This is a genomic window from Stenotrophomonas sp. TWI1183, from assembly GCF_039673115.1.
GTDB lineage: Bacteria > Pseudomonadota > Gammaproteobacteria > Xanthomonadales > Xanthomonadaceae > Stenotrophomonas > Stenotrophomonas maltophilia_AA.
Genome location: NZ_JBDJKZ010000007.1, coordinates 84791 through 103741 on the forward strand (window position 1 = coordinate 84791; position 18951 = coordinate 103741).

Genomic DNA, 18951 nt, shown 5'->3' on the forward strand with positions numbered 1-18951 from the left:
GTCCCGCCTGCACCGGCCGCAGGTCAGGGCGGTGAGCCGGCGATCCGCGCACGCGGGCTGACCAAGCGCTTCGGGGACCTGGTCGCCGTCAACCACGTCGACCTGAGCGTGCCGCGCGCGAACGTCTACGGCTTCCTGGGGCCCAACGGATCAGGCAAGTCGACCACCATCCGCATGCTGTGCGGGCTGCTGACTCCCAGCGAAGGGGACATCGATGTGCTCGGGCTGCGCATCCCCGAGCAGGCCGAAGCGCTGCGGAAACGGATCGGCTACATGACCCAGCGGTTCTCCCTGTTCGACGATCTGACCGTGCGCGAGAACCTGGAGTTTCTCGCGGCCGTGCAGGACATCCCGCGCGCCGCGGCCCGGCAGCGGATCGATGAGCTGGTCGAGGGCTATCACTTCCAGGAACGCCAGAAGCAATTGGCCGGCACCCTCAGCGGCGGGCAGAAGCAGCGTCTTGCCCTCGCCGGTGCGGTCATCCAGAAGCCCGAGCTGCTGTTCCTGGACGAGCCGACCAGCGCGGTCGATCCGGAATCCCGCCGCGATTTCTGGGAGAAGCTGTTCGACCTGGCCGATGCGGGCACTACGCTGCTGGTCTCGACCCACTACATGGACGAGGCCGAGCGCTGCCATCGACTGGCGATCCTGGACCAGGGCATGTTGGTCGCCGATGGCAGTCCGGCCGAGCTGACCGCCGCATTGCAGGGACGCACGCTGGAGGTGCATGCCGCGCAGCCGCGCCAGGCCCAACGCCTGCTTGCCGCGGCGCCGGGCGTGCTCAGCGTGGCCCAGATCGGCAACACGCTGCGGGTTCTGCTTGGTAACGACGGCGACGGGCCCGAGCGACTGCAGCAGGTGCTGCGTGCTGCCGGGCAGCAGGCCGAGGTCGTTGCCGCGGCGGCCAATCTGGAGGACGTGTTCGTCTCGGCCACGCGTGGGCGTGTGCCGGCCGCCGGGCCCGCAGCATGAACCCGCGCCGGCTGTGGGCGATCGTGCTCAAGGAACTGCGGCAGATGCGTCGCGACCGCATCACCCTGGCGATGATCGTGGGCATTCCGGTGATGCAGTTGGTGCTGTTTGGCTATGCGATCAACCTCAACCTTCGCCACCTCGATACCGGCATCGCCGACCAGGCCAATACCTCGGCCTCGCGCGCGCTGGTGATGGACATGGTCGCCACCGGCGTGATCACGCCCACCCAGCGCGTGGATACGCCGGAACAGGTGATGGCGGCCCTGCGGCGCGGGGAGATCAGCATCGGCGTGGTGATCCCGGCCGACTTTGAACGACGCCGCTTCGAAGGACGCGAGGCGGTGCAGGTGCTGGTCGATGGCAGCGACACCGTGGTGCAGAGCGCAGCGGTGCAACTGGCGCAGGTGCCGCTGGACAGTGCGCCAGTCCGCAACGATCGACCCCTGCGCACCGGGGCGGTGGCTGCCGCTGGACAGATCAGCGTGGTGGCGTTCTACAACCCGCAGCGACGCTCGGCGATCAACATCGTGCCCGGGCTGATCGGCATCATCCTGACCATGACCATGGTGATGTTCACGGCGGTGGCGATCGTCCGCGAGCGCGAGCGCGGCAACATGGAACTGCTGATCGCCACGCCGCTGAGCAGCAGCGAGTTGATGGTCGGCAAGGTATTGCCCTATGCGGCGATCGGCCTCCTGCAGACCAGCCTGGTGCTGCTGCTGGGGCTGTGGTTGTTCGACGTGCCGGTGCGTGGCAGCGTGCTGGATGTCTATGCGGCCGCGATGCTGCTGATCACAGCCAATCTCGCCTTGGGCCTGTTGATCTCGACCAAGGCGCAGTCGCAGTTCCAGGCGATGCAGATGACGATGTTCGTCTTCCTGCCGTCGATCCTGCTGTCCGGCTTCATGTTTCCGTTCGCCGGCATGCCGCGGCCGGTGCAATGGCTGGCCGAAGTGCTCCCGCTGACCCACTTCCTGCGCCTGATCCGCGGCATCATGCTGCGTGGCGCGCGGATCTGGGAACTGTGGCCGGAGGTCCTGGCACTGCTGGCCTTCATCGCGGTGATGATGACCTTGGCGATCGTGCGGTTCCGCAAGCGGCTGGATTAGCGGATGCCGGCCAGCGGCCGGCTCGCCTTCAGGCCGTCACCATCCGCGCGCGCAGCGAGTTGCTGTACGCCTCGGTGATCACCACATCGACGAACTGGCCAATCAGGCGTGGGTGCCCCGGGAAATTCACCGAGCGCATGTTCTCGCTCTTGCCGGTCAACTCGTTCGGGTTGCGCTTGGACGGACCTTCCACCAGCACGGTCTGCACGGTGCCGACCATCTTCTCGGAGATGGCCGCGGCCTGCTCGTTGATCCGGGCCTGCAGGCGAGACAGGCGCGCGTGCTTCTCCGCATCGGGGGTGGTGTCTTCCAGATCGGCGGCGGGGGTACCCGGCCGCCGCGAATAGATGAAGGAGAAACTCTGGTCGAAGCCCACGTCCTCGATCAGCTTCATGGTCTTCTCGAACTCGGCGTCGGTCTCGCCGGGGAAGCCGACGATGAAATCCGAGCTGATCGAGATGTCCGGGCGCACCGCGCGCAGCTTGCGGATCTTGGATTTGAACTCCAGCGCGGTGTAGCCGCGCTTCATCGCCGACAGCACGCGGTCGCTGCCGGCCTGCACCGGCAGGTGCAGGAAGTTGGCCAGCTGCGGCACATCGCGGTACGCGTCGATCAGCGAGTCGCTGAACTCCAGCGGATGCGAGGTGGTGAAGCGGATCCGGCCCACGCCGTCGATCTCGGCGATGGTGCGGATCAGCAGCCCCAGGTCGGCGAACTCGCCGTCGCCATACGGGCCGCGGTAGGCATTGACGTTCTGCCCCAGCAGGTTGATTTCCAGCACGCCCTGGGCGGCCAGCTGCGCGACTTCCACCACCACATCCTCGAACGGGCGGCTGACCTCGGTGCCGCGGGTGTAGGGCACCACGCAGAACGAGCAGTACTTCGAGCAGCCTTCCATGATCGAGACGAACGCGGAGGCACCCTCGGCGCGCGGTTCGGGCAGGGCGTCGAACTTCTCGATTTCCGGGAAGCTGATGTCCACCTGCGACTTGCCCGATTCGCGGCGCTGGCGGATCAGCTCCGGCAGGCGGTGCAGGGTCTGCGGGCCGAACACCAGGTCCACGTGCGGCGCGCGCTTGATGATCGCTTCGCCTTCCTGCGAGGCCACGCAGCCGCCGACGCCGATGATCACGCCGCGGCCGTTGTTCTTCAGTGCCTTCCAGTAACCCAGCTGGCTGAACACCTTCTCCTGGGCCTTCTCGCGGATCGAGCAGGTGTTCATCAGCAACACATCGGCCTCGGCCGGGTCGTCGGTGAGCTCGAGTCCTTCCGAGGCGGCGAGCACGTCGGCCATCTTGGTCGAGTCGTACTCGTTCATCTGGCAACCGTGGGTCTTGATGTACAGCTTGCCGCGCACCGGTCCGGTCACCTGTGGCCTGGCGCCGGGCAGGGGGAGCAGGTCGGGGCGGGGGGCGGTGCTGGCAGGAGCAGAGGCAGGCAGGGTAGAACCGGCCGAAGTCGGCGCGGTCGAAGCTGGCGTCCCGGTCATGGCGCTTATTCCAGTCGGGTGGGCGGGCAGGCAGCCGGATGGCTGCGGTGAGCAGGCCATTGTAGCCGGGTCGGGCTCCCCCCTTGGCAATCCCCGGCGAATTGGGGACACTCCCGCTCATGAAGGGGATGTTGGGGATCGCTGCGCTGGCCTTGGCTGCGCTGACCGCTATGCCGGCCAGTGCGGGCACGCTGTACAAGTGTGTCGGCAGCGACGGTATCCCGAGCTACGTGAGCAAGCGCGTGACCGGGGCCAGCTGCAGTGTGATCAGCAGCTACCGGCCGGACCGCAGCGCGCCTCGCCGGGCCCTGCCGCCGCCGCCCGCGCCGGGCCCGGCGGCCCCGATCGCCAGCGTGACGCCGGCGCCAGCCCCAGCCCCCGTCCGGGCCGACAGCGTCACCTCCGCCACTGCGATCACGCCCGCCCCGGCCCCGGCCGCGGTGCTGACCGCGCCGTCGGCCCCGTCAGCGGCCACCGGCAAGGTGGGAAAGGTGCGCAGCGGCCAGCTGTACTCCTACATGAAAGACGGCGTGCGCCACTACACCAGCGCACGCCCGGCCGGCGTCGCCAGCCTGGGCCAGGTCCGCACCATTCACTACAGTTTCATCGAGCGCTGCTACGCCTGCGGGGCCAACCCGGCGGTCAACTTCGGCTCGGTGCGGCTCAACACCACGGCCTACCAGAATGAAATCGCCGCCGCCGCGCGCGAGTTCGGGGTCGAGGAAGCGGTGGTCCGCGCGATCATCCACGCCGAGTCGGCCTACAACCCGACCGCGCTCAGTCGTGCCGGCGCGCAGGGGCTGATGCAGCTGATGCCGCCCACCGCGCGCCGCTTCGGCGTCAGCGATTCCTTCAATGCCTCGCAGAACATCCGCGGCGGCGTGCAGTATCTGTCCTGGTTGCTCAAGCGCTTCAATGGCGATCTCACCCTGGCCGCGGCGGGCTACAACGCGGGCGAGGGCGCGGTCGACCGCCACGGCGGCGTGCCGCCCTACAGCGAGACCCAGTATTACGTGAAGCGGGTGGCCCTGTTGGCCGACCGCTATCGCGGCGCGGTGGCCAGCCATCAATAACCCATGGCGCCGGTGGTACCTGATGCCGTACTGTCGGGGTAATGTCGTTCCGTAGTACCGCGTTGTGTGGCCGACTTCGGTTCAGCTACACTCGCGGCTGATTCAATGTGGACTGGCCCCCACCGGTCTGCTGGCAGCCTCAAGCTACCTAAATCAATATCGGAGTGCCGGATGGCCAACGATGGGGTAAACGATCCAGTCAACACTGGACGTCGACGGTTTCTTTCCGCCACCACTGCGGTGGTCGGAGCGGTCGGCGTCGGATTTGCAGCGGTACCGTTCATCAAGTCCTGGAATCCCAGTGCCCGCGCCAAACTGGCCGGTGCACCGGTGATTGCCGACATCAGCGCGCTCCAGGAAGGCCAGCGACTGGTCATGGAGTGGCGTGGACAGCCGATCTGGATCGTCAAGCGTTCCAAGGCCATCCTCGAGGCGCTGCACGGACTGGACGGCCGCCTGAAGGATCCCGGCTCGGGCGAGAAAGAACAGCAGCCCGAGTACGTGCTCAAGCAGAATCCCGAATTCCGCTCGATCAAGGCCGAGGTCTCGGTGCTGGTCGGGCTGTGCACCCATCTGGGCTGCTCGCCGGAAATGGTCGCCGAGATCCGTCCCGAGCCCTACGATCCCCAATGGAAGGGCGGCTACTTCTGCCCCTGCCACAAGTCGCGCTTCGACATGTCCGGTCGTGTGTTCAAGGATGTTCCGGCACCGATCAACCTGCTGGTGCCGCCGCACCATTACCAGGACGACAACACCATCATCATCGGCGTTGATCCGCAGGGGGCGGCTTGATCATGGCCAACATCCTTTCCCGCACCGCCACCGGCGTCGCCGACTGGGTCAACGCGCGCGCACCGGGCCTCATGCCGGTCTATCGCAAGCACGTCAGCGAGTACTACGCGCCGAAGAACTTCAACATCTGGTACTACTTCGGCTCGCTGGCGCTCCTGATCCTGGTCAACCAGATCGTCACCGGCATCTTCCTGACGATGCACTACAAGACGAACGCCGCCGAAGCGTTCGCCTCCATCGAATACATCATGCGGGACGTGGAGTGGGGCTGGCTGATCCGCTACATGCACTCCACCGGTGCTTCGCTGTTCTTCATCGTGGTCTACCTGCACATGTTCCGCGGCCTGCTCTACGGCAGTTACCAGAAGCCGCGCGAACTGGTCTGGATCCTCGGCATGCTGATCTACCTGGTGCTGATGGCCGAAGCCTTCATGGGCTACGTGCTGCCGTGGGGCCAGATGTCGTTCTGGGGCGCGAAGGTGATCATCTCGCTGTTCGGCGCGATCCCGGTGATCGGCACCGGCCTGACCGAGTGGATCATGGGCGACTATCTGCCCAGCGACGCCACCCTCAACCGCTTCTTCGCCCTGCACGTGATCGCGCTGCCGCTGGTGCTGTTGCTGCTGGTGGTGCTGCACCTGGGCGCCCTGCATGAGGTGGGCTCCAACAACCCGGACGGCGTGGAGATCAAGAAGGGTCCGAAGGGCAACCGCTGGTCGGCCATCGCGCCCACCGACGGCATTCCCTTCCATCCGTACTACACGCTCAAGGATGCGGTCGGCGCCGGCTTCCTGCTGATCATCGCCGCCTTCATCATCTTCTTCGCCCCGGCCTTCGGCGGGCTGTTCCTCGAGCACGACAACTTCACCGAGGCCAACCGCCTGGTGACGCCCGAGCACATCAAGCCGGTCTGGTACTACACCCCGTATTACGCGATGTTGCGCGTGGTGCCCAACAAGCTCGGCGGCGTGATCGTGATGTTCTCCGCGATCGCCATCCTGTTCCTGGTGCCGTGGCTGGATCGGGCGCGGGTGAAGTCCTACCGCTACCGCGGCCTGCTCTCGCGCGGCCTGCTGGGCATGTTCGCGGTGTGCTTCGTGTGGCTGGGCGTGATCGGCTCGGGCCCGGGTACGGACGCGCACGAGACCTACATCGGCCGCGTGCTGACCTTCCTGTATTTCGCCTTCTTCATCACCATGCCGCTATGGACCAAGCTGGACAGGACCAAGCCGGTACCGGACCGGGTGACCACGCATGACTGACCACTGGATTGTCCGGCTGGCCTGCGCGGCGGCCCTGATGCTGGGTATCGCGGCAGCCGATGCCGCCGAGGGTGCCAAGACCCTGCAGGCAGGCAATGACCTGAGCGATCGTGCCTCGCTGCAGCGCGGCGCGCAGCTCTACATGAACTACTGCTCCGGCTGCCACGCGCTGAAATACCTGCGCTACTCGCGCATGGCCGCCGATCTCGGGTTGAGCGAAGAGGAGGTCATGAACAACCTCAACTTCACCGGTACCCCGATCGGCGAACCGATTCCGGTGACGATGCCCAAGGCGCAGGCCGAAAAGTGGTTCGGCAAGATGCCGCCGGACCTGAGCCTGATCTCGCGCGTGCGTGGCAGCGACTGGGTCTACACGTACCTCAAGTCGTTCTACCTCGATCCCACGCGGCCACTGGGCTGGAACAACACCGTGTTCCCGAATGCCTCCATGCCCAACCCGCTGTGGGAAATGCAGGGGCTGCAGCACGCCGTGCATGGCAAGGCCGAAGGCCCAGGGCTGGATGCACCGGTGGTCGGCCTGAAGATCGAGCAGCCGGGCAACATGGATCCCGGGCAGTACGACCAGGCGGTGCGCGACATCACCAACTTCCTGGAGTACGCCGGCGAGCCGGCCGCCCTGAAGCGCCAGAAGCTGGGCGTCTGGGTGATCCTGTTCCTGGCGCTGCTGACCTTCCTGGCGTACCTGCTCAAGAAGGAATACTGGAAGGACGTCCACTGAGCCGCCGGACGCCGTCCTGTGTCGATCGTTCCTGCCGTGGGACGATCGACCTATTGGCTTTTGTGATGTGCGGTTGCACACTCGGGTACTGTGACGACCGTCGGCAATGGGCTGGCGGCGCCGATACGACCGGCGGTTACCGGACGTTGGAGAGCCTTTGATGGCGGCGAGCGTACGCATGCGGAACACCCTGACGCTGTTTTCCTCGAACGACGATGTCCTGTGCCATCGCGTGCGGCTGGTACTGGCGGCCAAGGGCGTCACTTATGACTCCGTGCCGGTCGACCCGCAGAACCCGCCCGAGGATCTCATCGATCTCAATCCGTACCATTCCGTGCCCACCCTGGTGGAACGCGAGCTGGTGCTGTACGCGGCCTCGGTGGTCAGCGAGTACCTGGACGAGCGCTATCCGCACCCGCCGTTGATGCCGGTCGATCCGCTCTCGCGGGCCCGCATCCGGCTGGCGATGCTGCGCATCGAACACGACTGGGTGCCGCAGGTGCAGGCCATCCAGCTGGGCAACAAGACCCAGGCCGAGGCCGGCCGCAAGCGGCTCAAGGAACTGCTGACCAGCGCGGTCCCGCTGTTCAAGGCCAGCAAGTTCTTCCTCAATCCGGAAATGAGCCTGGCCGACTGCGCGATGGCGCCGATCATCTGGCGGCTGCAGGCACTGGACGTGCCGCTGCCGAAGGATGGCAAGTCCATCGAAGACTACGGCAACCGGATTTTCCGCCACCCGGGCTTCATCCGCAGCCTCACCGAGCAGGAAAAGAAGCTGCGCGACCTGCCGGTCTGATCGCGCCCGGGTGCCGCGTGCACCCCCGGCGTACTGAACGAAATCGCGGTGCCGGTACGCGTGATGGCTGACCTGCGGGTAGGCGGGCGCGTACACTTGCATCAGGCAATCCGGATCAAGAGCAGCCGAGCACGGCTCGGCTCTACCACATGACTGAAGACACTTTTCGCATGACCAGCCACCGTCCGTACCTGTTGCGGGCCCTGGTGGAATGGATCAATGACAACGACCTGACGCCGCATATCCTGGTCGACGCCGGCATGCCCGGCGTGCAGGTGCCGCAGAGCGCGGTCAAGGACGGCCGCGTCGTCCTGAACATCGCCGAGCGCGCCGTGGTGCGCCTGCATATCGACAATGACAGCGTGAGCTTCTCGGCCCGCTTCTCCGGCACCAGCTACCCGGTGCACGTGCCGATCTCGGCCGTGCTGGCCGTGTATGCCCGCGAGACGGGGCAGGGCATGGCGCTGCCGGACGACATCCCGGGCCACGAGCCGGGCCCGGACGACGAGCTGCCGCCGGACGATTCACCGACCCCGCCGGACGATGCACCGCCCAAGCCCAGCGGTCGCCCGCATCTGCGGGTCGTCAAATAAGACACACCATGGCCGCCGCAAGGCGGCCATTTCATTAAACGTCTTCAGCATCCCGGGTATCGATATCGCGCCGGATCTCACTGATCCGCGCCGCAGACGGCCCCACGAACGTGATCAGCTGATCGCCGCGCAGCACCATGCGGCCGCTGTGACGGTCCACGCCATCGTGCGAATACTCGAACTTGAAGGTGCGCTCCCAGCCCAGCCAGCCGTTGTCCTTGCGGCACACGCGCAGGCCGGTGGCGTGCACGCTCTGGTCCAGCCACTGCACGTCGGCAGCGCGGCAGGCATTGCGCCCGAGCACGCCGGCACGTTCGGCGGCGGCACGCGAGGAATTCCAGAAGGCGTACGCGAACGCGCCGGCAATCATCAACAGGATCAAACTGGGCATCGGTGACTCGGCGCGGTCAAGGAGGACGGTCCCTCCAAGATGGCGACGAATGCGGCGCGGATCAAGCCATGCGGGCGTCGACGATCAGGGCGTGCGGGGTGGCGGGACCGGTACGGGCTGTGGCGCCGGGATCGGGGTTGACTGCGGTACCAGAGGGCGGGGCGGCACGACGGTGGGGGTCGTCGTTGGCGCTCGTGGATCCCGGGGCGTCGTCATCGGCGCTGTCATCGTGCCCGGCGCTGGCACGTCGCCCGGAACGGGCGCGTCCATCGGCATCGTCGCCGGGGCGGTCGCGACCAGCTTCAGCAGTGCGGCCCAGTCCTGGCGGTTGAAGCTGCATTCCTCTTCGCGGCCCGGCGTACAGCCCAGATCCACACCGTCGCCTGCACTGGCCTTCGCGGGCGGCAGCTCGACCCGGCCGCTGCGGTCCAGCGACAGCTTGCGCAACGCGACGGTGTTCATCACATTGCCGCCGATCAGATACAGCGTGCGGTCGCCGCCCATGTTGGCCGCGATCACCACTTCGCAATGCGATTTCCAGTGCGTCACCGCGCCGCTGCCCAGTGACTGCACCAAGCCGCTGTAGCTCAGGGCCTCGCGCCGGTCGCGGAGGTAGCACAGCAGGTCGCCCGGCGCCGGTTTCTCCTGCGCCGGGTCGGTCATCCGGTACGGTCCGCTGTTCTGGTACGCCGCGCGGATGTAGTCGATGTGCCGCGGCGACCGGGTGAAGCCGGGGACCGAGGCGCGGGTCATCACCCAGGAAATGAAGGCGGCCGACCACGGGTTGTCCACCAGGAACGCACGGCAGTCGGTGTCGGTGTAGCGCGTGCCCGGGGGGGCCATGCAGCTCGATGCGCCGGGCTGGCTGCCCATCGGTGACAGCGTGCCGCTCTGCCGCCAGTAGCCGACCACCCGTTGCCAGGCAACCAGGCCGTTGTCGGCCAGGTGTACGTCCTCGGCTTCGGTCACGCTCAGACTGGCCGCGCGGCCATCGCGATCGATGAAAGGCCGGTACCAGAGGCGGTGTTCGTTGCAGGCGGTCTTGACGATGTTGATCGCCAACGGGCTGAGCCCGAAGCGCGGCGGCACATCGCAGACCTCGGCGGCGGCGGCCCGCAGGGGCAGCAGCGCGAGCAGGGGAGACAGGCAGGCGAGAAGCGGCAGGCAGCGCATGCGTGCAATCCAGGTGGGGGCAGACGCAGCCTCGCAGACCGCATCTGCCCATACCGTGAAAGCGGCATTATCCGCGCGGGGGATCGCCCAGTTTCAACGACAGGTCGATCGCCTGCACATGCTTGGTCAACCCGCCGATCGAGATGCAGTCCACGCCGTCTTCGGCGATCGCGCGCAGCCCGTCCAGGCCGACACTGCCGGAGACTTCCAATGGAATCCGCCCGGCCGCGATGCGCACGGCCTCGCGCCGCGTGGCGGCGTCGAAATCGTCGATAAGGATGCGGGTGCAGCCGACCTCCAGCGCCTCGCGCAGCTGGTCCAGGTCCTCGACCTCGACCACCAGCGGCAATGCCGGCCAGTGCGCGCGCGCGGCCAGCACCGCGGCGGTCAGCGAGCCGGCGGCACGGATGTGGTTTTCCTTGAGCATCACCGTGTCGAACAGGCCCAGGCGATGGTTGTCACCGCCGCCGCAGCGCACCGCGTACTTCTGCGCCACGCGCAGGCCGGGCAGGGTCTTGCGGGTGTCCAGGATCCGCGCGCCGGTACCGGCCACGGCCGCGACGTACTGCGCGGTGGTGGTCGCCGTGCCGGACAGCGTCTGCAGGAAATTCAGCGAGGTCCGCTCGGCGCTCACCAGGCTGCGGTTGCGGCCGTGCAGGAGGGCCAGCACGGTGCCGGCGGCGACGTGGTCGCCCTCGGCCACGCGCCAGTCGATCCGTACCTGCGGGTCGAGCGCCTGATGGGTCGCATCGAACCAGGGGCGGCCGGCGATCACCGCGTCCTGCTTGCACAGCAGGTAGGCGGTGTCGGGGCGGTCCGGGAGCAGGGCGGCGGTGACATCACCGCTGCCGATGTCCTCGGCCAGTGCACGGGCGACATCGGCGGCCACCAGGGCGGCCTCGGGGGCCGGCACGGGGAGGTGGCTCATTTTTCCGGGAAATCGGCGATCTGGGCGGTGGCGATGGCCTCTTCGGCCAGCAGCACCGGGATGCCGTCGTCCACGCGGAACACCTGCTTGCGGTCGCGGGTCAGCAGGGCCTCGCGCAGCGTCTGGACCTGCGGGCTGCCATCGGCCTTGAGCACGGCACCGCTGCCGATCGCGCGGTTGAGCGCGTCCAGGCCGGTGGCGTCGAGCAGGGACAGGGGCTGGCGCGTATCGGGCGAGCACAGGAGGTCGAGCAGCTTGCGATCCATGGATTCTTCGTCTTGCGTGGAAGACGGCTAGAATACGTCTTTAAGGCAGGTGACGGCCAATGACCCTCAACCAAACCGCGCCGCTCGTCGGCATCGTCATGGGTTCCCGCTCGGATTGGGAAACCATGCAGCACGCCGCCCAGAAGCTGGACTCGCTGGGCGTTCCCTATGAAGTGAAAGTGGTTTCGGCGCACCGCACGCCGGACGTGCTGTTCACCTACGCCGAGCAGGCGGGCCAGCGTGGCCTGCGCGCGATCATCGCCGGTGCCGGCGGGGCCGCGCACCTGCCGGGCATGATCGCCGCCAAGACCGCCGTGCCGGTGCTGGGCGTGCCGGTGCAGTCCAAGGCCCTGAACGGCATGGACTCGCTGCTCTCGATCGTGCAGATGCCGGCCGGCATCCCGGTCGCCACCTTCGCCATCGGCAATGCCGGCGCCTCCAACGCGGCGCTGTTCGCGGCCGCCATGCTGGCCTCGGACCAGCCGGCGATCGGTGAGGCGCTGGAAGCCTTCCGTGCCCGCCAGACCGAAGACGTCATGGCCCACGACGACCCGCGTCAATGACCTCCAAGACCGTTGGCATCCTGGGCGGCGGCCAGCTCGCCCGCATGATGGTCCTGGCCGGTGCGCCGATGGGGCTGCGCTTCGAGCTGTTCGACCCGGCTGCCGATGCCTGTGGCGCCCAGGTGGCGCCGCTGCAGGTGGCCGCGTTCGAGGATGAAGCCGCCCTGGCCGCCTTCGCCGCCCGCGTGGACGTGGTGACCTTCGATTTCGAGAACGTGCCGGCGCAGAGCGCGATGTTCCTGGCCGAGCGCGTGCCGGTGCATCCGAATCCGGATGCGCTGGCCGTGGCCCAGGATCGGCTCAGCGAGAAAACCCTGTTCCAGTCGCTGGGCATCCCGCTGCCGCCCTTCGCCGACATCCGAAGCCGCGATGAACTGGCGGCCAGGGTCGCCGAATTCGGCATGCCCTGCATCATCAAGACCCGCCGCCTGGGCTACGACGGCAAGGGTCAGTTCCGGATCCGCAGCGCCGCCGACATCGACGCGGCCTGGGACACCCTCGGCGACCAGGTCGAGAAGACCGGCCTGATCCTGGAAGGCTTCGTCGCCTTTGATCGCGAGGTCAGCGTGGTGGCGGTACGCGGGCAGGACGGCGAGTTCCGCGCCTGGCCGATCACCGGCAACTGGCACGTCAATGGTGTGCTCTCGGCCAGCCTGGCCCCGGCACGGCTGTCGGCGGCCCAGCACGAGGCTGCCATCGGCTACGCACGCACCCTGGCCGAGCGCCTGGACTATGTGGGCGTGTTCGCGCTGGAGCTGTTCTGCCGCGGCGACGAGCTGCTGGCCAACGAGATGGCGCCGCGGGTGCACAACTCCGGCCACTGGACCATCGAAGGCAGCGAGACCTCGCAGTTCGAGAACCACCTGCGCGCCGTGCTCGGCCTGCCGCTGGGCGACACGCGCATGCTCGGCCACGCCTGCATGCTCAACTGGATCGGGCAGATGCCCGATGCTGCGGCCGTGCTCGGCCAGGCCAGTGGCCATTGGCACGATTACGGGAAGCAGGCGCGGGACGGACGCAAGGTAGGCCATGCCACGCTGCGCGACGATGATGCGGCTGCGCTGGCCCGTGCATTGGAGACCGTCGGTGGGCAGCTTGATCGCGGCGAGCAGGTCGCGCCGGTGATCGAGAGCCTGCGCGGTTGACGGCCCGGTGGTGCCGGCCGCTGGCCGGCACCGCTTCAATCGCGCAATTGCGCGGTGACGAAATCCCAGTTCACCAGTTTCCAGAACGCCTCCAGATAGCGGGCGCGCTCATTCTGATAATCGGTGTAATACGCGTGTTCCCACACATCGCAGGCCAGCAGCGGCGTGCTCTCGCCGGTCAACGGCGTGCCCGCGTTGCGCGTGACCTGGATCGCCAGTGCGCCGTTGGGGTGCTGCACCAGCCACACCCAGCCCGAGCCGAACAGGCCCAGCGCCGCGCGGTCGAAGGCCTCGCGCAGCCGCTTGGCATCCCCGAAATATCGGGTCACCCGTTCGCCGAGCCGGCCCTGCGGATCGCCACCGGCGCGCGGGTGCAGGCACTGGAAGTAGAACTGGTGATTCCAGGCCTGCGCCGCTGCATCGAACAGGCTGCCCTGGCTCTGGCGGACGATGTCCTCCAGCGGTAGCTCGGCCAGCTCCGTGCCATCGATACGTGCGTTGACCGCCTCCAGATAGGCCCGGAAGTGCCGCCCGTGATGCAGGTCCAGCGTCTCCGCCGACAGGTGGGGTTGCAGGGCGGCGCGGTCGTAGGGAAGGCGAGGCAGTTCGAGGGGCATGGGCACGACAGATTGGGAGGGGAGAGCGCCGAGAGAGTGCCCACCACGCGAAGGTAGGGCATACAATGGCGGTCAGGGAAGTCTATCCGACCGGTGAGGCCGGGTTGTCCCATTGGAGGGAGAGTCGTTGTGGCGGTGATGCAGCAGATCCAGTCCGAAGTCGAACGTTACCCCCTCGTGTTGTTCATGAAGGGCACTCCTCAATATCCCATGTGCGGCTTTTCCAGCCGTGCCCTCCAGGCGTTGATGGCCGCCGGCGCGATCGCGCTGCGCACGGTCAACGTGCTGGAAGAGCCTGAGATCCGCGCCAACCTGCCGCGCTTCTCCAATCTGCCGACCTTCCCGCAGCTGTTCATCCACGGCGAGCTGATCGGTGGCTGCGACATCGTGCTGGAGCTGTTCGAATCGGGCGAGCTCAAGCGCATCGTCGAAGAGGCCTCCCAGCCGTGAGTGCGGTCCCGTCCATGGTGGTCGGGACCGGATCGCTCGCCGATCGCGTCATTCTTGTTGCCGGGGCCGGGGGAGGCTTGGGCAGCGCCGCCGCCGTGGCCTGCGCGCAGGCCGGGGCCACCGTGGTGCTGCTGGGGCGCAAACCGCGCCGACTGGACCGGGTCTATGCCGCGGTCGAAGCCGTCGGCCCCGAGCCGCTGCTGTATCCGCTGGATCTGGAAGGCGCGACCCCCGACGACTACGCCACGCTGGCCGAGCGCCTGCAGTCCGAGCTGGGCCAGCTGGACGGGGTGCTCTACTGCGCGGCCGATTTCGCCGGGCTGACCCCGTTCGAACTGGCCGATCCGGCCGCCTTCGCCCGCGCGGTCCACGTGAACCTGACGGCACCGGCCTGGCTGGCCCAGGCCTGCCTGCCGCTGCTGCGCCAGCGCGACGATGCCGCCCTGGTGTTCACCGTGGACGATCCGGCGCGGGTAGGGCAGGCCTACTGGGGCGGCTACGGCGCGGCCCAGCATGGCTTGCGCGGACTGATCGCCTCCCTGCATGACGAACTCGGCCGCAGCCCGGTACGGGTCAGCGGCCTGCAGCCCGGCCCGATGCGCACGGCCCTGCGGGCCCGCGCGTTCTCGCTGGACGAGGACCGCACCGCCCGGGACCCGGCCGACTGCGCCGCCGCGGCGGTCCTGTTGCTGTCCGCCGCGGGCGCCGCGCACCGCGGCCAGATTCTCGACGCCTGAGGGCGTCGCCCGCAGGGCGCCCGGTACCGACCCGCCGACGCGGTAGTGCCGGCCGCTGGTCGGCTCCCAGCCAATCCGGTAGTGCCGGCCGCTGGCCGGCTCCCCAGCCAACCCGCGAAAAACCGTCTCGACCCTTCTGAAAGCTTTCAACACCCTGCATTCAGCCGGTCACAAACAGATGTGAAGATAGCGTCACGATTCCGTTGTGAAGGCGTGTGTTTTGTCGCCAAACCGTCACAATCCGAGGCTATCGTGTTAATCTAGTGTTAACCGTTGCGGCTGAAACCAGCTCGCGGCTAGGGAACCCAGATAAAAGTCCAGTCAGCCGCCAGCAAGGCTGCTTGGGCGCGTTTTTTTCTCCGCCATCGCCAATCTCGCATCGAGGCTACTCCCCAATGACCCACTCCCGTTGTCTCCGGATGTCCAAGCTGACGCTTGGTCTCGTGGCCGCACTTGCCGCCGCTCCCGCCTTCGCCCAGAGCACCTCTGCCGGTGTCGGCGGTCAGGTTACGTCGGCTGCAGGCGCGCCTGTCGTCGGTGCCGAAGTCACGATCACGCACACCGAGTCGGGCACGGTCAGTCGTGCGACCACCGATGCTGCGGGTCGTTACAACGCGCGCGGCCTGCGCGTGGGTGGTCCGTACACCATCACCATCACCAAGTCCGGTGAAGGCACCAAGACCGAAGAAGGCGTGTACCTGGGCGTGAACCAGACCGGTACCGTCAACGCCGCCCTGGCCGGCGACCTGGCCGCGACCAATCTGGAAGCCGTGCAGGTGGTTGCCGTTGCCGGCGGCTCGGAAGTGTTCAGCGCCACCAAGATGGGCTCGGGCACCAACATCAGCCAGCAGCAGATCGAGATTGCGCCGTCCATCGGCGGCAACATCCAGGATCTGATGCGTCTGGATCCGCGCGTGACCTTCATCGATCGCGCCTCGGGTTCGATCTCGGCCGGTGGCCAGAACCCGCGCTTCAACTCGATCAGCATCGACGGCGTGTCCGCCAGCGATACGTTCGGCCTGGAAGGCAACAACATGCCGACCCGCCGCCAGCCGGTCGCGATGGAAGCCATCGAAGCGCTGGACATCAACCTGTCCAACTACGACGTCAGCATCGCTGCCGCCGCCGGTGCCACCGTCAACGCGGTGACCAAGTCCGGTACCAACGAAATCCATGGCTCGGTGTATGGCACCTACCGTGATGGTGACTGGTTCGGCGACAACCCGGAAGGCCAGCCGTTCAATGGCTTCACCAAGGAAAAGACCTACGGCATGACCGTCGGTGGTCCGATCATCAAGGACAAGCTGTTCTTCTTCGCCAACTACGAGAAGTTCGAGCAGGCCGCCCCGGGTGCCGACCTCAGCGGCACCGCGCTGGGCAAGGCCAACCCGCAGTTCACCTTGGCCGACGTGACCCGCGCGCAGCAGATCGCGCAGGGCTACGGCATCGAAGCCGGTGGTCTGGAAAGCAACGGCGATACCTCGATGGAGGAGTACGCGCTGAAGCTGGACTGGAACATCAGCGACAACCATCGTGCCAACCTCCGCTACAGCAAGATCGACCAGAGCAAGTTGCGCATCAATGGCATGGGCAGCAGCACGGCCTCGCTCAGCTCGTACTGGTACCAGCACGACAAGACCAACGAGAGCTACGTCGCCCAGCTGTTCAGTGACTGGTCCGACAACTTCTCCACCGAACTGAAGGCCTCGTACCGCGAGTACTCGGCGATCCGCAACGTGTCAACCGACGCGCCGAGCATCCGCATCTTCTTCCAGGGCACCCAGGCTGCGCCGACCGGCGACTCGCTGTACTTGGGTACCGAAGCCAATTCGCAGAACAACGTCCTGCAGACCAAGGCGTGGAACTACTACGCCGCCGGGACCTGGACGCTGGGTGACCATGACGTCAAGTTCGGTGGGTCGTATGACACCAACGAAATCTACAACTACTTCGGCGCCAACTCCTGGGGCGCGTATACCTTCGCCGGTCTGGACAACTTTGCTGCCGGCCGCTGGAGCACCTACAACTACACCCCGGAGCGCACCCCGGGTTCGATTCCGGCTGACTACAAGTTCAGCAACCTGGCCCTGTTCGTGCAGGACACCTGGTATGTCAACAACAACCTGACCCTGACCCTGGGCCTGCGTGCCGACCGTGCCGACACGTCTCCGGCTCCGGCATACAATGCCGTCGCCTCGCAGTTCTTCGGTCTCGACAACAGCGAAGTGCTGAGCAACAAGTTCCTTATCCAGCCGCGTGTGGGCTTCAACTACACCTTCGACAGCGACCGTCCGACCCAGCTGCGCGGCGGCGTGGGCCTGTTCCAGGGCGATGCTCCCCAGGTGTGGCTGAGCAACAGCTACTCGGCGACCGGCTTCAACAACTCGGTCTACACCTCCAACGTCTACAACCCGGCGCTGCCGTTCAGCCCGAGCAAGGACGGCCAGCCGGTCCCGACCACGCCGGGCTCGAACAGGCAGAACGTGAACTTCGTCGGCAGTGACTTCAACATGCCGTCGGTTTACAAGGCCAATCTGGGCTTCGACCACGAATTGCCGTGGTACGGCGTCGTGGCCTCGGCCGAGCTGCTGGTCACCAAGGTCAAGGATGCCCTGTACTACAAGAATCTGAACCTCGGTCCGGTGCAGTTCCTGGGTCCGGACGGCCGTCAGATGTACTACGCCCAGTCGCGCAACGGTAACGCCTGGATCAATGATGATGCCCGCGCCGGACGCAACAGGGCGTACGACGCCGTGTACGAAATCGCCAACACCGACAAGGGCCGCACCTCGCAGTTCACCGTGTCGCTGGCCAAGCCGTGGGCGCCGGACAGCGACTGGTCCTGGAACATCGGTTACACCTATACCGATGCCACCGAAGTCGGCTCGCTGACCAGCTCCACCGCCAGCTCGGGCTGGGGCTACCAGTACGCCTTCAACGCCAACGACAACATCGAGAACACCTCGCGCTACCAGATCCGCGACCGCATCTCCGGCGCGCTGAACTGGAAGCACAAGTTCTTCGGTGACTACGAAACCAAGGTGGGCCTGGTGTACGAAGGCCGCAGCGGCCGTCCGTACAGCTACGTCTACGTCAACGACGCCAACGGCGACAGCCGTTCCGCCAATGACCTGTTCTACGTGCCGAACCCGGGCGAAGTGCTGTTCGGCACCCTGACCGGCAGCAACTTCGTGGCCGATGCGGACATGGAGAAGTCGTTCTACGCGTGGCTGGCCAGCAACCCGGACCTGGCCAAGTATGCGGGCAGCTACGCCCCGGCCAACCAGTTCCGTACCGGTTGGATCAACACCTTCGACGTGCGCATCAGTCAGCAGCTGCCGGGCTTCATGAAGGGTCACAAGTCGGAGATCTGGCTGGATATCCAGAACATCGGCAACATGATCAACAAGGACTGGGGCAACATCTACGACTACGGCTTCTACGCCGACGCGCGTGTGGCCAGCCTGCAGGGCATCAAGGACGGCAAGTACGTGTACAACTTCCGCGGCGCGGACCAGCCGACCGTGGCCAACCTCGACGCCGACGGCTTCGACGTGGGTGTCTCGCAGTGGTCGCTGCAGCTGGGCTTCCGTTACCAGTTCTGATGAGCTGAGGTAACGACCCGCGTTACACCCGGAACGGCCAGGGCAACCTGGCCGTTCTGCTGTCCGGGATCCGTCCGCGCCAGCGCGGGAACCATGACGCGGTGCTTGCTCAGGGCAGGCAATAGGCCTATGATCAACCGGTTGCGCGCAAAACATGCAACTGCGGCAGCCCCGAAGCGGCGCCGGGGCACCACACATCCAAACGGTCGGGTTTCCCGGCCGTTTTGCTTTTTAAGGGGGCAGCGGTA

Annotated in this window: 19 protein-coding genes; 13 read left to right on the forward strand and 6 right to left on the reverse strand. The window is 66.6% G+C overall.

Annotation, left to right across the window (positions count from 1 at the left end; all coding sequences use genetic code 11):
* The first annotated feature begins 42 nt into the window (after positions 1-42).
* A complete protein-coding gene (locus ABE434_RS08820; RefSeq protein ID WP_346478642.1) occupies positions 43-972 on the forward strand; it encodes an ABC transporter ATP-binding protein in 930 nt (309 codons plus the stop codon).
* Positions 969-2084, forward strand: a complete 1116-nt coding sequence (locus ABE434_RS08825) for an ABC transporter permease (protein ID WP_346478570.1) — start codon at positions 969-971, stop codon at positions 2082-2084. Before ABE434_RS08820 ends, ABE434_RS08825 begins: the two co-directional genes overlap by 4 nt.
* Positions 2085-2112: 28 nt before the next feature.
* On the opposite strand, the gene miaB is transcribed toward ABE434_RS08825, so the two are convergent.
* Positions 2113-3441 (reverse strand): tRNA (N6-isopentenyl adenosine(37)-C2)-methylthiotransferase MiaB, encoded by a 1329-nt coding sequence (gene miaB / locus ABE434_RS08830; protein WP_346478571.1) that lies wholly within the window; start codon positions 3439-3441, stop codon positions 2113-2115.
* Positions 3442-3692: 251 nt separating this feature from the next.
* Here miaB and ABE434_RS08835 point away from each other — a divergent pair, with 251 nt between their 5' ends.
* The 6 genes from ABE434_RS08835 to ABE434_RS08860 all read left to right on the forward strand — a co-directional run bounded on the left by ABE434_RS08835 (position 3693) and on the right by ABE434_RS08860 (position 8828).
* On the forward strand, positions 3693-4646 hold the full coding sequence (locus ABE434_RS08835) for a lytic transglycosylase domain-containing protein (protein ID WP_346478572.1): 954 nt from the start codon (positions 3693-3695) through the stop codon (positions 4644-4646).
* 171 nt (positions 4647-4817) lie between these two features.
* The gene (gene petA / locus ABE434_RS08840; protein WP_176989573.1) at positions 4818-5438 is read left to right on the forward strand and encodes a ubiquinol-cytochrome c reductase iron-sulfur subunit; all 621 of its coding nucleotides are present in this window, start codon (positions 4818-4820) and stop codon (positions 5436-5438) included.
* A gap of 2 nt (positions 5439-5440) precedes the next feature.
* Positions 5441-6700, forward strand: a complete 1260-nt coding sequence (locus tag ABE434_RS08845; protein ID WP_319208240.1) for a cytochrome bc complex cytochrome b subunit — start codon at positions 5441-5443, stop codon at positions 6698-6700.
* Between the two features lie 37 nt (positions 6701-6737).
* Positions 6738-7439 (forward strand): cytochrome c1, encoded by a 702-nt coding sequence (locus tag ABE434_RS08850; RefSeq protein ID WP_346478643.1) that lies wholly within the window; start codon positions 6738-6740, stop codon positions 7437-7439.
* A 160-nt stretch (positions 7440-7599) separates the two neighbouring features.
* A complete protein-coding gene (locus tag ABE434_RS08855) occupies positions 7600-8235 on the forward strand; it encodes a glutathione S-transferase N-terminal domain-containing protein (RefSeq protein ID WP_088433019.1) in 636 nt (211 codons plus the stop codon).
* Positions 8236-8384: 149 nt separating this feature from the next.
* Positions 8385-8828: a ClpXP protease specificity-enhancing factor gene (locus ABE434_RS08860; RefSeq protein WP_179459302.1), complete on the forward strand. Its 444-nt coding sequence runs from the start codon at positions 8385-8387 to the stop codon at positions 8826-8828.
* 34 nt (positions 8829-8862) lie between these two features.
* On the opposite strand, the gene ABE434_RS08865 is transcribed toward ABE434_RS08860, so the two are convergent.
* The 4 genes from ABE434_RS08865 to ABE434_RS08880 all read right to left on the reverse strand — a co-directional run bounded on the left by ABE434_RS08865 (position 8863) and on the right by ABE434_RS08880 (position 11586).
* Positions 8863-9219: a DUF3301 domain-containing protein gene (locus ABE434_RS08865; RefSeq protein ID WP_019186192.1), complete on the reverse strand. Its 357-nt coding sequence runs from the start codon at positions 9217-9219 to the stop codon at positions 8863-8865.
* A gap of 84 nt (positions 9220-9303) precedes the next feature.
* Entirely contained in the window at positions 9304-10392 is a 1089-nt protein-coding gene (locus tag ABE434_RS08870) for a DUF2272 domain-containing protein (RefSeq protein ID WP_346478573.1), read from the reverse strand.
* Between the two features lie 67 nt (positions 10393-10459).
* Entirely contained in the window at positions 10460-11320 is an 861-nt protein-coding gene (nadC, locus tag ABE434_RS08875; protein ID WP_346478574.1) for a carboxylating nicotinate-nucleotide diphosphorylase, read from the reverse strand.
* Positions 11317-11586, reverse strand: coding sequence for a Trm112 family protein (locus ABE434_RS08880; RefSeq protein ID WP_346478575.1), 270 nt, complete (start codon positions 11584-11586; stop codon positions 11317-11319). Before ABE434_RS08880 ends, nadC begins: the two co-directional genes overlap by 4 nt.
* A gap of 59 nt (positions 11587-11645) precedes the next feature.
* Between ABE434_RS08880 and purE the strand changes: the two genes are divergently transcribed.
* Positions 11646-12149 (forward strand): 5-(carboxyamino)imidazole ribonucleotide mutase, encoded by a 504-nt coding sequence (gene purE / locus ABE434_RS08885; protein ID WP_019186188.1) that lies wholly within the window; start codon positions 11646-11648, stop codon positions 12147-12149.
* Entirely contained in the window at positions 12146-13294 is a 1149-nt protein-coding gene (locus ABE434_RS08890) for a 5-(carboxyamino)imidazole ribonucleotide synthase (RefSeq protein WP_346478576.1), read from the forward strand. The genes purE and ABE434_RS08890 overlap by 4 nt, the downstream gene beginning before the upstream one ends.
* A gap of 35 nt (positions 13295-13329) precedes the next feature.
* Here the strand turns inward: ABE434_RS08890 and ABE434_RS08895 are convergent, their stop codons facing one another.
* Entirely contained in the window at positions 13330-13911 is a 582-nt protein-coding gene (locus ABE434_RS08895) for a Fe-Mn family superoxide dismutase (protein WP_346478577.1), read from the reverse strand.
* Positions 13912-14040: 129 nt separating this feature from the next.
* Here ABE434_RS08895 and grxD point away from each other — a divergent pair, with 129 nt between their 5' ends.
* The 3 genes from grxD (at position 14041) to ABE434_RS08910 (ending at position 18703) form a co-directional block, all read left to right on the forward strand.
* The gene (grxD, locus tag ABE434_RS08900; RefSeq protein ID WP_176989582.1) at positions 14041-14361 is read left to right on the forward strand and encodes a Grx4 family monothiol glutaredoxin; all 321 of its coding nucleotides are present in this window, start codon (positions 14041-14043) and stop codon (positions 14359-14361) included.
* Between the two features lie 14 nt (positions 14362-14375).
* Complete coding sequence (locus ABE434_RS08905) at positions 14376-15098, forward strand: SDR family NAD(P)-dependent oxidoreductase (RefSeq protein WP_346478644.1); 723 nt, start codon at positions 14376-14378, stop codon at positions 15096-15098.
* A gap of 419 nt (positions 15099-15517) precedes the next feature.
* Positions 15518-18703 (forward strand): TonB-dependent receptor, encoded by a 3186-nt coding sequence (locus ABE434_RS08910; protein WP_346478578.1) that lies wholly within the window; start codon positions 15518-15520, stop codon positions 18701-18703.
* The last annotated feature ends 248 nt before the right edge of the window (positions 18704-18951 follow it).